Source organism: Arthrobacter humicola (assembly GCF_039531445.1).
Classification (GTDB): Bacteria; Actinomycetota; Actinomycetes; order Actinomycetales; family Micrococcaceae; genus Arthrobacter; species Arthrobacter humicola.
Map to the genome: position 1 here is coordinate 130059 of NZ_BAAAQB010000037.1, position 12126 is coordinate 142184.

Annotated in this window: 9 protein-coding genes; 7 read left to right on the plus strand and 2 right to left on the minus strand. The window is 66.7% G+C overall.

Annotation, left to right across the window (positions count from 1 at the left end; translation table 11 throughout):
• Positions 1-515 (minus strand): type 1 glutamine amidotransferase domain-containing protein (locus tag ABD243_RS13685; RefSeq protein WP_344366726.1); only part of this gene is annotated, 515 nt, incomplete at its 3' end.
• Between the two features lie 176 nt (positions 516-691).
• On the opposite strand from ABD243_RS13685, the gene ABD243_RS13690 reads away from it, so the two are divergent.
• From ABD243_RS13690 to ABD243_RS13705, 4 genes are all read left to right on the plus strand, one after another.
• Entirely contained in the window at positions 692-2566 is a 1875-nt protein-coding gene (locus ABD243_RS13690; RefSeq protein WP_344366728.1) for a Na+/H+ antiporter, read from the plus strand.
• A 164-nt stretch (positions 2567-2730) separates the two neighbouring features.
• Entirely contained in the window at positions 2731-2967 is a 237-nt protein-coding gene (locus tag ABD243_RS13695; RefSeq protein ID WP_116766186.1) for a DUF2630 family protein, read from the plus strand.
• A 33-nt stretch (positions 2968-3000) separates the two neighbouring features.
• Positions 3001-3987: a CapA family protein gene (locus ABD243_RS13700; RefSeq protein WP_344366730.1), complete on the plus strand. Its 987-nt coding sequence runs from the start codon at positions 3001-3003 to the stop codon at positions 3985-3987.
• Between the two features lie 128 nt (positions 3988-4115).
• Complete coding sequence (locus ABD243_RS13705; RefSeq protein WP_344366733.1) at positions 4116-5360, plus strand: multicopper oxidase domain-containing protein; 1245 nt, start codon at positions 4116-4118, stop codon at positions 5358-5360.
• 54 nt (positions 5361-5414) lie between these two features.
• On the opposite strand, the gene ABD243_RS13710 is transcribed toward ABD243_RS13705, so the two are convergent.
• Complete coding sequence (locus ABD243_RS13710) at positions 5415-6497, minus strand: LLM class flavin-dependent oxidoreductase (RefSeq protein ID WP_344366735.1); 1083 nt, start codon at positions 6495-6497, stop codon at positions 5415-5417.
• Between the two features lie 184 nt (positions 6498-6681).
• On the opposite strand from ABD243_RS13710, the gene ABD243_RS13715 reads away from it, so the two are divergent.
• From ABD243_RS13715 to ABD243_RS13725, 3 genes are all read left to right on the plus strand, one after another.
• The gene (locus ABD243_RS13715) at positions 6682-8865 is read left to right on the plus strand and encodes a transglycosylase domain-containing protein (protein WP_344366738.1); all 2184 of its coding nucleotides are present in this window, start codon (positions 6682-6684) and stop codon (positions 8863-8865) included.
• Between the two features lie 335 nt (positions 8866-9200).
• The gene (locus tag ABD243_RS13720) at positions 9201-10532 is read left to right on the plus strand and encodes an ammonium transporter (protein WP_425547208.1); all 1332 of its coding nucleotides are present in this window, start codon (positions 9201-9203) and stop codon (positions 10530-10532) included.
• 130 nt (positions 10533-10662) lie between these two features.
• Positions 10663-12108 (plus strand): S8 family serine peptidase, encoded by a 1446-nt coding sequence (locus ABD243_RS13725; RefSeq protein ID WP_344366742.1) that lies wholly within the window; start codon positions 10663-10665, stop codon positions 12106-12108.
• Positions 12109-12126: the final 18 nt, after the last annotated feature.

Consider the following 12126-nt stretch of genomic DNA (forward strand, 5'->3'; position numbering starts at 1 on the left):
GCGTTGAAGGCCGGGAGGTCGTGCGGGTTGCGGCTCGTCACGAGACCCTGGTCCACCACGACTTCCTGGTCGCTCCAGTTCGCTCCGGCGTTCTTCAGGTCCGTCTGCAGCGTGTGGTACGAGGTCACGTTCCGGCCGCTGACCACGCCGGCATCGATCAGCAGCCACGGGCCGTGGCAGATGGAGGCCACCGGCTTGTGCTGTTCGAAGAACGCCCGGGTGAACGCCTGGGCGTCCTTGTCGACGCGGAGGTGATCCGCGTTGACCACGCCGCCGGGGATCACGAGGGCGTCGAAGTCGGCGGCATCGGCCTGCCCGGCGGCGAGGTCCACGGCAAACGTCTGGCCCTTCTCGGTGCCGTCATAGCCCTGCAGCTTTCCGGTCTTGGGCGAGACCAGGGTGGGCACTCCGCCGGCTTCCTTCACGGCATTCCACGGGCTGGTCAGCTCCACCTGCTCCACCCCGTCCGTCAGCAGGAACGCGACCTTCTTGCCCGCAATGTTGTGCTCTGACATGTGTCCTCCTCATACCGGGGCGCGGGTCCGGGCGGCCTTGGGCCGCGACCGGCACCCGCGCAGGAATCATTGGGCTTGCGGTTTCAACTCTAGGAACCGGCAAAGTAATAAGCAAGCTGATCATGCAATGCGGGGGAACCCTCCGACGGGCGGCGGCAAGCTGACAGAATGGGCCAATGGAAGTCGCTTACGGGCTGCTGGCCCTGGTCGCCATTGTCTGCGCCGGCAGCGCGCTGGGACGCAAGATCAACGTCTCCGTTCCGCTGCTGCTGGTGCTGGCCGGCGTCGTGTGCTCCTTCCTCCCGTTCGTCCCCACGATCGAGCTGAATCCGGAGCTCGTGCTGGTCGGGCTGCTGCCGCCGCTGCTCTATGCGGCAGCCCTGCAGACCTCGCTGTTCGACTTCGGGTCCAACCGCCGCGCCATCGGCCTGCTCTCGGTGGGCTACGTCATCTTCGGCACCGTCTGCATCGGTTTTGTGGTCTTCTGGCTGTTTCCCGAGATCCCGCTGGCGGCGGCGATGGCTCTGGGCGCCGTCGTCGCACCGCCGGACGCCGTGGCAGCGACGGCCATTGCCCGCAAGGTGGGCATGCCCCGCAGGATTGTGACCATCCTGGAGGGCGAATCCCTGGTCAACGACGCCACGGCGCTGGTCTGCCTGCGCGCCGCCATCGCCGCCATCGCCGGAACGGTCTCGGCCGCGGCCATCGCCGGGGGCTTCCTCCTTGCAGCCGGCGGGGGCCTGGTGGTGGGCATTGCCGCGGCCTTCGTGCTCACCGCGCTCCGCAAACGGATCCGCAACGTGGCCATCAACACCTCCACGTCCCTGGTCGCGCCGCTTGTGGCCTATCTTCCGGCCGAAGCGATCCACGCCTCCGGCGTCCTGGCCGTCGTCGTCACGGGGCTGATCATGGGGACGAAGGCCCCGTCCATGCCGAACGGGGCGGCCCGGCTGAGCCAACGCAGCAACTGGCACACGGTCCAGTTCCTGCTGGAGAATTCCGTGTTCCTCCTGATCGGGCTGCAGGTCCGGACCATTATCGAAGGCGTCCAGGATGACTCGCTGGGGCCGAACCGGATCTGGCTCGGCTGCGCCGTGGTGCTGCTGGCCGTACTGGTCCTGCGCCCGATCTGGGTTTTTCCCGCAACGTACCTGCCCCGGCTCATTCCTGCCGTCCGGCGCAATGATCCCGCGCCGCCCTGGCAATTTGCCGCGATCGTCTCCTGGGCCGGCATGCGCGGCGTGGTGACGCTTGCCGCCGTCCTGGTCCTGCCGGCACAGCTGGACCACCGGTCCGTCCTGATCCTGATGGCCCTCGTAGTGGTGGGGGGCACCCTCACCCTGCAGGGCTTCACACTCCCGGCCCTGGTCCGGGTCCTGCGCGTGAAGGGACCGGATCCGCGCGAAGACGCGCTCAACCAGGCCTCGCTCATGCAGCTGGCCACGGCGGCGGGCGTGCAGCGGCTGCAGGAACTGCGCTCGGACTCCGATCCCCCGGAAGTCGTCGCGATGCTGAAACGGCGCACGCAGGAGCGCGGACTGGCCGCGTGGGAGCGGCTGGGCCGTCCCTCCGCGGAATCCGCCACCCCCAGCCAGCGCTACGCCCAGCTGCGGCTTGCGATGCTCGATGCCGAGCGCGCCAAGGTCCTGGAACTGCGGCGCGGCGGCGCCTACGCCCACGAGGTCCTGGCCGACGTCCTTGACCGCCTGGATGTCGAGGAGTCCATGCTGGACGCCTCACTGGAGGAACCGGACAGCACCGGAGGAGGCGGCGGCGAAGGGATTGCCCGGCCCGGCGGGGTCTGTTCCCACCTGGAATCCGCCCCCGACCCGGTGGTCCCGCCGGATCCCGCCTGCGCCGCATGCGAGCGGGACGGCACCACGCCGGTGCACCTGCGGATGTGCGTGCACTGCGGCAACGTGGCCTGCTGCGATTCCTCCCCTGGAACCCATGCGTACAAGCACTTCCAGGCCACTGGCCACCCCGTGATGCGCAGCATTGAGCCGGACGAGGACTGGCGTTGGTGCTACCCCGACGAACTCCTCGGCTAAGCCACCGGCTTGGCGCGCGCACCGGACGCAGGTGCGCGGTGCCGGCGCCGGCGCCGGCGGGAGCCTCTGTTCACGGCCGCTCCGCCTCCGTAGGCTGGAAAGGGATCTGGCCAGGGACCGCGGAGGTCCCGGGCCCTGCCGCCGCCGGACGAGAAGAGGACACTGTGGACAACCAAGACATCCTGGAACGGATCAAGGCACTGGTGGAGGAAGAACACAGCCTCCGCGAAGACGCAGCACCGCCCGGGGCTCCGGACGTCCTCCGGCTGCAGCAGCTGGAGGAACAGCTTGACCAGTGCTGGGACCTGCTGCGCCAGCGGCGGGCAAAAAAGGACTACGGCGAGAACCCGGACGAGGCGGAGGTGCGGCCGGCCAGCGAGGTCGAGGGCTACCAAAGCTAGCCCTCGGGGCATGAGCTGACGGGCCGGATAGCCATGCAGATCGCGCTGCTGGGAGACGTCATGCTGGGCCGGCTGGTCAACCGCCACCTGGCCACGGCCAATCCTGCCTATCCCTGGGGTGACACGCTGGAGCTCCTCCGGGAGGCCGACGTCCGCGTCGCCAACCTCGAATGCGTCCTGGCGTCCGGCGGCGAGCCGGAGCCCGGGAAAATCTTCCACTTCCGCTCCGACCTGAAAAACGTGGACAGCCTGCTCGCCGCCGGGATCGACGTCGTCTCCCTCGCCAACAACCACGTCTTGGATTTCGGCGCGGACGCGTTCCGGGAAATGCTCCCGGCGCTTGACGGCGCCGGAATCCTGCACGCCGGGGCCGGCCCGGACCTGGACGCAGCCCGGCGCCCGGCCGTGCGGCGGGTGGGCGGCACCGCCGTCGGCTTCATCGCCTTCACGGACAACCAGCCCGATTGGGAGGCGGGTCCCTCGGTTCCCGGGGTCTACTACGTTCCCGTGGACGACGGCGGCGAGCGCGGAGCCGCGCTCCTGGACCTGGTCCAGCGGACCAAGGCCCGCGTCCAGCTCCTCATTGTGTCGGCCCACTGGGGGGGCAATTGGGGATCGGACGCCCCGGCGCGGCATCAGGAGCTCGCGCGCGACCTCATAGATGCCGGCGCCGACGTCGTGTTCGGCCACTCTCCGCATGTCTTCCGCGGCGTGGGGATCCACCGGAACCGTCCGATCATCTACAGCGCCGGGGATTTCGTTGACGATTACGCCGTGGACCCCGTCGAGCGCAATGACCAGTCCTTCCTCTTCGTACTCGTCACAGGGGACAACCAACCCCGTACGCTGCGGCTGTACCCCACCGTCATCGCCGGATTTCAGGCCCGCCTGGCCCGGGGGTCGGCGGCCGATATTGCCGCCCGGATGCAGCGGCTGAACCAGCATCTGGGCACGCGAAGCACCTGGAACGCGTCCGCCCGCTGCCTTGAAATCCCGCTCAGTCAGCAACTCCGGCCCTAACCGTCCAGGTCCCGGGGTGCAAACCCAAGAATTTTCTAACCCCCTCTTGCTACTGTCCGCTTGTTAAGGCCGTGTCACCCGGCCGGCCACGGATGCGAAAGTGAGAAAGCATCATGGGGAATCACGCCATGACGCCCCAGCAAGCCCGGACGGGACCGTTGTTCTGGCCGCGGTGGATTTTGCTGTTGATGGTGCTGGGGCTGGTTGCGGCCTTGGCCCCGATCTTCATCCTCTCGGGGTCGGCCACCGCCACGGCGCCGGCCAAGGGGCACTATGTTCCGCAAACGCGCACATACTTCATCGGCGCGGATGAGGTCGACTGGAACTACGCGCCGACCGGCAGCAACCAGATCACGGGTGAGCCGTTTGACGCGGCTGCCGCCGTCTTCACTCAGCAGGGACCGCAACGGATCGGCAGCACCTACATCAAGTCCCTGTACCGGGAGTACACCGACTCCTCCTTCAGGACGCTCAAGCCCCGGATCGCGGCCGACCAGCATTTGGGCATGCTGGGGCCTGTCATCCGCGCGGTCGTCGGGGACACGATCAAGGTGATATTCAAGAACAATCTGGACCGCCCCGCGGCTGTCCATGCCCATGGCGTCTTCTATGACAAGGGCAGCGAGGGCGCCCCGTACAACGACGGAACGAGCGCGGCAGATCACGGTGACGACGCAGTCACCCCGGGCACTGTCTACACATATAGCTACAAGGTCCCGGACCGTGCTGGCCCCGGCCCGATGGACGGCAGTTCTGTGATGTGGATGTACCACTCGCACACGGATGAAGTGGGCGATGACTACGCAGGCCTGGTCGGCCCCATGGTTATAACGAAGGCCAGCACCGCGCGCGCGGACGGCACGCCGAACGATGTGGACCGCGAGTTCTTTGTCCAATTCAAGGTCAGCGACGAGAACGCCAGCCCGTACCTGCAACGCAACATCGCCCGCTTCGCCGGTGACCCTGCGTCAGTGGACCCGGACAATGAAGAGTTCGGCGAGAGCAACCTGATGCACTCAGTCAACGGCTACGTCTTCGGCAACCTGCCCTTGGATGCCATGACCATGGCTAAGGGGGATCGGGTCCGCTGGTACCTGATGGGTATGGGCACGGAGGTGGACCTGCACACCCCGCACTGGCACGGCAACACCGCGACGGCACTGGGAATGCGCACTGATGTCGTGAGCCTGTTGCCGGCCACCATGGTGACGGCCGACATGGTCCCCGACAACCCGGGCACATGGCTGTTCCACTGCCACGTCAACGATCACATCAGCGCCGGGATGCTGGTCCGCTACCGCGTGAGAGACGCAGCAAACCCTGACAGCGGAAACGGCAACGGCACCGGCGGCCATTCCGGCCACACGCTGTAGATCAGCAGAGCCGGCAGCGGACGAAGCCGGGGTTCGGCCGTCGTCTGCCGGCCGTCAGGCCAGCGTTTCGCCGGGTCGGCTGGCCGCCAGGCTGGCGGAGACCTCCCGGTTGACGGCGGGCATGATCTCCGTCGCGAGCAGCTCAATGGACCGGGCCGTCTCGGCAAACGGCAGTCCGCCCAGCCCAATCTGGGCCAAGTACCGGGTGTTTCCCAGCGTCTGGTGGATCTCCAGGAGCTTCTCGGTGACCTGCTGAGGACTCCCGACCAGCAGTCCGCCGCCCGGCTCGGTCCACGCATCAAAAGTGGAGCGGGGGAAGTGGTCCACGGGGCGTGGCATGTTTTGTTCGAAGTAGGCCCGGTAATAGGGGTAAAACGTGTCGCGCGCCTGCTGTGACGTCGGAGCCGTATAGAAGTGGCCGCCGGCCCCCACCGGCAGGGCGCCGGCGTCGTGCCCGGCGGCGGCAGCACTCTCGCGGTACAGCTCAACAAGGTGGCGGAAGCGGGCGGGCCCGGACAGGAGGGCAATGAACAAGGGCAGCCCCAGCCGGCCAGCGCGGGAAAAGCTCGACGGGGTGCCGCCGACGCCAACCCAGACAGGCAGCTTCTGCTGCACCGGGCGCGGAGCGATGTCCATACCCGGGATGCTCTGCGTCAGTGTTCCGGACCACTGCACTGTGGTGTTGTCCCGGGCGTTGTCCCGCAGTTCCAGCAGCAGGCGCAGCTTCTCGTCGAACAGGGCGTCGTAGTCCTCGAGCTTGTGGCCGAAGAGCGGATAGGACTCCACGAACGCGCCACGGCCTGCAATGATCTCGGCCCGGCCGTCCGAGATCAGGTCCAGGGTGGCGAACTGTTCAAAGAGCCGCACCGGGTCTTGGGTCGAGAGCACGGTGACGGCCGTGCCCAGCCGGAGATTGGATGTTTCCCGGGCAATCGCGGCCAGCACGATTTCCGGGGCCGAAAGGGCGAAGTCGCGCCGGTGGTGCTCCCCCAGCCCCAGGAAGGCGAGGCCCGCCTGATCGGCCAGCTTGGCGAGTTCGATGATCTCCTTCAGCCGCTGCTGCGGGGACAGCGCGGTGCCGGTGCGGGTGTTTCGGGAAAGCTCGCCAAAAGTGAAGATACCAAAGTCCATATTCATTGAACGTTCAATCAATTCATTTCATTCCGGCTCCCCGGCTGCCTGCGGCGTTGCCGGCGCCGCCCGGCAACCATGCGGGCGCAGGCGCCGTCGAACTCTTCAGGTACGCCCCCTTATGCTCTGGCTGAAGGTCCCCATCCGGCGTATTCTGGGCAAAAATCTTGAGCCTGATAGCTGGACCAGAATGGCGCCGAAGAACCGATTACTCGTCCGTTTGGCCTCAACCATGGGCTGGCTCGCCGGCTTCCTGGCGGTGAGCGCACTCTGCGGAGTCCTGGCTGCCGGCCTGGTGATTCCCGGCGTTGCCGCAGCAGGAGCCTCCGTCAGCGGTTCGATCTCGTTCTTCAACAGCCTCCCTTCCGACTTCGCGGTTGAAACGCCGTCGCTCTCCACCAAGGTGCTGACCTCGGACGGGCGCCCCATCGCCACGTTCTACACGGAGAACCGGGTGAAGGTCCCACTCGATCAAATGTCCCCGTTCATCAGGGACGCCATCGTCTCCATCGAGGACAACCGCTTCTACGAGCACTCCGGGGTGGACCTCCGCGGGATCATGCGGGCGCTGGCACACAACCTGACCAGCAACGACGGCCGGCAGGGTGCGTCCACCCTGACCCAGCAGTACGTCTCCAACGTGCTCAATGAAGCGAAGTTGTCCCAGGACAACGGCGATGCGATGTTCCTGAGCGCACAGAAGGACCTGGGCGACAAGCTGCGGGAAATGAAGCTCGCCGTGGAGCTCGAGAAGAGATACACCAAGGACCAGATCCTGGAGGGCTATCTCAACATCGTCTTCTTCAACCGGGACGCCTACGGCATTGAAGCGGCGGCACGGCACTTTTACAGCACCTCGGCCAAGGACCTGACGCTGCCACAGGCCGCGCTGCTCGCGGGGCTGGTCAACAGCCCCAGCTACTACGATCCCGTTGCGCATCCCGAGGCCTCCCTCGGGCGGCGCAACCAGGTGCTCGACAGCATGCTGCGCCTGGGAAAGATCACCCCCGCGGAGCACGACGCCGCTGCCGCCACCGGCGTGGGACTGTCCGTCACCCCCGGGAAGCAGGGCTGTGCGGCCGCGGACATGGCCCCATACTTCTGCGACTATATTTCGCATCTGATCCTCAACAATCCGGCCTACGGCGTGGACGCCGCCAGCCGGCAGGCCAAGCTCTACCGGGGCGGCCTGACCATCACGACCACACTGGACAGCCGGCTGCAGGCGGCCGCACAGACGCAAGTGGACGCGACCGCCGGGGCCAATCCGGACAAATGGGGCGCTTCGCTGGTCTCCATCCAGCCCGGCACCGGCAAGATCCTGGCCATGGCCCAAAATACGGTGTTCCTTCCCGAGGACGGGAAGTTCGATACCCAGTTGAACTTCAACGTCGATGCAAGGGACGCCAACGGCAACGACCTCAACGGCGCCGGCGGTTTCCAGCCGGGTTCCACGATGAAGCCGTTCACCTTCGCCGAGTGGCTCAATGAGGGCAAGTCCCCCACCGCGGTCGTGGACGCGTCCCGGAGGTCATACCCGGTGGGTTTCCGGTGGAGGGACAGCTGCGGCAGGGTTCTCGGCGGCTACAGCACGCCGCAGAGGATCGCCGGGCTCGGCGCGGACGACGACCTCCAGAACAACGATCCCGGCTACTACCGCCCTATGCCCATCAACTACGGGCTATACAACTCCATCAACACAGCGACCTTCGCCGCCGCCGCCCAGTTGGACTTCTGCGGAATCCAGAAGATGGTCAACGCGGCGGGACTTCACAGCGGGCTGGACAACGCCCCGATCAACATGCACCAACTGGGCAACCTGCTCGGCGCCATCGGCGTTTCACCCCTCAACCTGATCACCGGATTCGCCACGTTCGCCAACGACGGCAGATACTGCGCGCCGATCGCCATCCTGGAGGTGAGAGATGCCGCCGGAAAGAAGCTCCCGGCCCAGACCAGCGACTGCCGGAACACCATCAAGCCCGAGGTCGCCCGGGGTGTCAACGCCGTGCTGCAGGACGTGCTGAAACGCGGCTCCGGCGTATACATCAATCCCAAGGTCCAGAGCCGGTTCCCCGTGGCGGCCAAAACCGGCACGTCCAACACCAACGGCTCAACCTGGGTTGTCGGCTACACCACCGGACTCGCCACCGCGTCCTACTTCGGCGACACGCTGGAAGGCCAGAAGCGGCCGGGCCGGAACATCACCATCAACGGCAAGTTCTACAAGGCAATCGACGGCTACATGCTGGCCGGTCCGCAGTGGGCGAACTACATGATGGACGCGGCCGGGCTCTACCCGGCTGCCGTTTTCCCTGCCCCGCCTGACTCCAAGCCCAAGCCGCCCAGCGCGTCTCCCAGGCCCTCCCGCTGAGGCCCGGCGCCGCCAAAAATCCGCCGCGGACGGCATCTCACAGCCCGCAGCCACAGGATGTCCCCACAGCCCCGCTGTTCCGCCCCGCCGGCGCCGGCGGAACAGACAGCAGCGGCCGGGGCAAGAGGCCGCGTTTACATTCCTGAAACATGGCGGTCACGCGATCTTCACGCCACCGCCATTCCTGTAACCTGCCTGCAACTTTTCGCCCCATTGCCGGAAACATGCCTCCGCGAGGATTAAATCCGGATCGGGGGGCCGGCGGCAACGTGTCCCGGTACGACAGACTTACGAGGAGGGACCCGCCGGTGGAACTCACTGCTGGAAGCGTCTGGATGATTGTGTCGGCAGCGCTCGTTCTGCTGATGACCCCGGCATTGGGCCTCTTCTACGGCGGCATGACCCGGGCCAAGGCCTCGCTCAACATGATGATGATGAGCTTCATCTCCATCGGGATCGTCGGCGTCGTCTGGGTCCTCTGGGGTTACTCGATGAGCACCGGCAAAGGCGTCCTCGGTGTGTTCGGCAACCCGTTCGCCAACTTCGGCCTGAGCAACATCATCGGTTCGCCGGACTTGATCAAGGCCGGATACAGCGCCACGTTCGCCATCATCACCGTGGCCCTCATCAGCGGCGCCATCGCGGACCGCACCAAGTTCACCTCCTGGGCGCTCTTCGTTCCCATCTGGATCACCCTCGTCTACTGCCCGCTGGCCTTCATGGTCTGGGGAGGCGGCCTCATGAGTGCCGGCGGTGCCGTCAGCGCCGTCTTCGGCCAGGTCATCGACTTCGCGGGCGGAACCGTGGTGGAAATCGCGTCCGGAACCGCGGCACTGGTGCTGGTCCTGATCCTGGGCAACCGGCACGGCTTCGGCAAGGACCCCGGCCACCGCCCCCACAACATCCCCTTCATCATGCTGGGCGCCGGCATCCTCTGGTTCGGCTGGTTCGGCTTCAACGCCGGCGCCGCCACCACCGTGCAGCAGGCCGGGCTGATCTGGGTGAACACCCTCGCGGCCCCCGCCGCGGCCATGATCAGCTGGCTGGTCACGGAAAAGATCCGGCACGGCCACCCCACCTCCCTGGGCTCCGCATCCGGCGCCGTCGCCGGCCTGGTGGCCATCACGCCGTCGTGCGCCAACATCAGCCCGCTCGCCGCGCTCGGCCTGGGCTTTGTCGCCGGTGCAGCCTGCGCGGTGTTCGTGGACCTGAAGGTCAAGTTCGGCTTCGATGACTCGCTCGACGTCGTCGGCGTGCACCTCGGCGGCGGCCTCATCGGCACCCTCGCGCTGGGCTTCATCGCCCTCCCGGTGAACGGCGCGGGCGGCGGCCTGTTCTACGGCGGCGGCCTGCACCAGGTGATCGCGCAGATCGTGGCGGTCCTCATCACAGTGGCGGTGTCCGGACTCGGGACCGCGGTAATCGGCCTCGCCATCCACAAAACGATTGGATTCCGGGTCAGCCACGAGGACGAACTCGCCGGAGTCGACCGGTCCGAGCACGCCGAGACCGCCTACGCCTTTGCCGAACTCGGTTTCAGCCGGTTCAACCCGTTCGGCCACCATGTCCGTGCCGCCCACGCTGTGCACGCGGCGACGGCCGCCCACGCCACCGCCCGCACGACGGAAGACCGGCCTGCCCCTGTAAAGGAAGACAGCCTCGTCTGAAGCGGCCGCCGCCAGTGCGCCTACGGCGGCACAAGTTTTTCCAAAGGTCCCTGTGTCTCGCAGGGTCTGAGGCCTAAGATGTTGGGCGGGGGGCACTCGAATTAGCGAACTCGCTTAATGGGAGGCCACGATGTTCAGCCAAGCCGGCCGCAAGGCATCAAAATCGAAGCTAACATCGGTGGCGCGAGTCCCGCGCAAACACCGCCGGGGCCCCCTTCCCAGACCGGACACACTCAGGTTCCGGCGCGCCCTCGCCGCTATTGCCGCCTTTGCGCTGGTCACCGCCGGCGGCCTGGTGGCGGCGGTTCCCACGGCCGCAGCCGAGACCGGGCAAAACTATATTGTGGTGCTCAAGGACGGCGTCGTGGACGCCGGAGCCGCGGCGGCCGCCCAGCAAAGCACCTACGGATTTACGGCGTCAAAGGTCTACCGTAGCGCCGTGAACGGCTACTCGGCCACCATGACGGCGGCCCAGGCGCAACGGGTCCAGGCTGATCCAAGCGTCGACTTCGTCACGATGGGCCGAACGTTCCACAAGCCGAGCGATCCGGCGTCCGCGGGCACCCAGCAGACCCCGTTTTGGCGGCAGCGGATCGCCGGGACGGACTCGGATGTCCGGAAGGCCCTCGACAAAGGGCCGGACCGGATCAATGTCAACGTCGCCGTGATCGACAGCGGCATCGACGCCACTCACCCGGACCTGAACGTCAAGGGCGGCGTTGACTGCCAGTCCGGCTCGCCCGTGGACGTGACCCCCGTTGACGTTTTGGGGCACGGGACGTTTGTCGCAGGTGTGATCGGCGCCCGGAACAACCGCTTCGGCGTCGTGGGAACCGCTCCGGGCACGCCGCTGTGGTCCGTCCGAGTGGTTGACGACGCCGGCCTGATCTCCGAGGAAAGCCTGATTTGCGCGATTGACTGGGTGACCTCGACGCACAAGGACGACGACCCGAGCAATGACATCGCCGTGGCCAACATCAGCATCGCCGGCGGCGGCGCCGACACGCCCAACTGCGGGAAGGGCACGGACCCGATGCATTACGCCATCTGCCGCTCGGTCCGGGCCGGCGTCACCTACGCCGTCGCGGCCGGGAACGCCGGGGAGGACTTCGCCAACACCGTGCCGGCCACCTACGACCAGGTGCTGACCGCCACGGCCATGGGCGACTTCGACGGAAAGGCCGGCGGCTTGGCCGCTCCTGACTGCGGCGCAGTGGACTTTGCCAAGTACGGGCAAAAAGATGACCAGCCGGCGTTCTTCTCCAACTTCGCCACCACGAGCGATGACAAGGCCCACACCGTCGCCGCCCCCGGAGTGTGCATCCTCTCCACTGCCCCGGGGGGTTACGCCGTGAACCATGGCACCAGCTTCGCCAGCCCGGCTGTGGCCGGGTCCGTGGCCCTGTGCATCAGCCAGAGGGAGTGCACCGGCTCAGGCAAGGACGTCATGGAGCAGTATCTGCACCTCACGGCGTCGTACACGAAGCGCCACCACGACTACGGCTTCGGCGGCGATCCCGTCCACCCGATCAGCGGGAAGTACTTCGGCTACCTGACCGAGACGGTGAGCTTCTGACTATCCGGCTGTGAGACT

Bases quoted from the DNA above. Each gene is read 5' to 3' on its own strand.
- ABD243_RS13690 (WP_344366728.1), top strand. From the start codon at position 692: ATGGAAGTCGCTTACGGGCTGCTGGCCCTGGTCGCCATTGTCTGCGCC.
- ABD243_RS13700 (WP_344366730.1), top strand. From the start codon at position 3,001: ATGCAGATCGCGCTGCTGGGAGACGTCATGCTGGGCCGGCTGGTCAAC.
- ABD243_RS13705 (WP_344366733.1), top strand. From the start codon at position 4,116: ATGACGCCCCAGCAAGCCCGGACGGGACCGTTGTTCTGGCCGCGGTGG.
- ABD243_RS13710 (WP_344366735.1), bottom strand. From the start codon at position 6,497: ATGAATATGGACTTTGGTATCTTCACTTTTGGCGAGCTTTCCCGAAAC.
- ABD243_RS13715 (WP_344366738.1), top strand. From the start codon at position 6,682: ATGGCGCCGAAGAACCGATTACTCGTCCGTTTGGCCTCAACCATGGGC.
- ABD243_RS13720 (WP_425547208.1), top strand. From the start codon at position 9,201: ATGATTGTGTCGGCAGCGCTCGTTCTGCTGATGACCCCGGCATTGGGC.
- ABD243_RS13725 (WP_344366742.1), top strand. From the start codon at position 10,663: ATGTTCAGCCAAGCCGGCCGCAAGGCATCAAAATCGAAGCTAACATCG.